The sequence below is a fragment of the Pseudomonas tremae genome (assembly GCF_001401155.1).
Taxonomy (GTDB): domain Bacteria; phylum Pseudomonadota; class Gammaproteobacteria; order Pseudomonadales; family Pseudomonadaceae; genus Aquipseudomonas; species Aquipseudomonas tremae.
Map to the genome: position 1 here is coordinate 1 of NZ_LJRO01000111.1, position 531 is coordinate 531.

General features: G+C 50.3%; 1 protein-coding gene. It reads right to left on the reverse strand.

The window, feature by feature from the left end; translation table 11 throughout:
- Positions 1-16: 16 nt before the first annotated feature.
- Positions 17-445, reverse strand: a complete 429-nt coding sequence (locus ALO43_RS08240) for a pilin (protein WP_054997363.1) — start codon at positions 443-445, stop codon at positions 17-19.
- Between the last annotated feature and the right edge of the window lie 86 nt (positions 446-531).

Here is a 531-nt window from a genome sequence, read left to right on the forward strand (position 1 = left end):
GCGTTAAAGCTACTGCTTAGTTCTTAACATAGCCATTCGTCACACATACACCAGTATAAGTCCAGGTCACTGGAGCTCCTGCTGCTGCGATAGTAGGTGCAAGGCTACAGGTATCAGTGGCCAAAATGCCTTTATATGCGTTAGGGGTAGCGGTGATCGCAGCTGTAGTGGCTGTGATAGCAATAGTATTGACCGCACCTGCGGTATTACCTGATGGAAGCGTAGCGCCCACTTTAGCAGCAGTGTCGCAATCTGCGACGGTGCCTTGTTGAGCAACACAGACACCAACTGCAGTTTTAACAGAGGCCATTGCGGCCAGTACCTCGGTATACGCTGCTTTTTTTGCATAGTTCTGATACGACGGTATCGCCACAGCGGCGAGGATACCCACAATCGCAACCACGATCATCAGTTCAATCAACGTAAAACCTTTTTGTGCTTTCATCACTTACTTCTCCGGGGCGTCAAATTTTGGGTGCCTTATCGGAGCTTAAGCATACGTCATGCCAGAGCGAACCTCGCCGGTGCGGT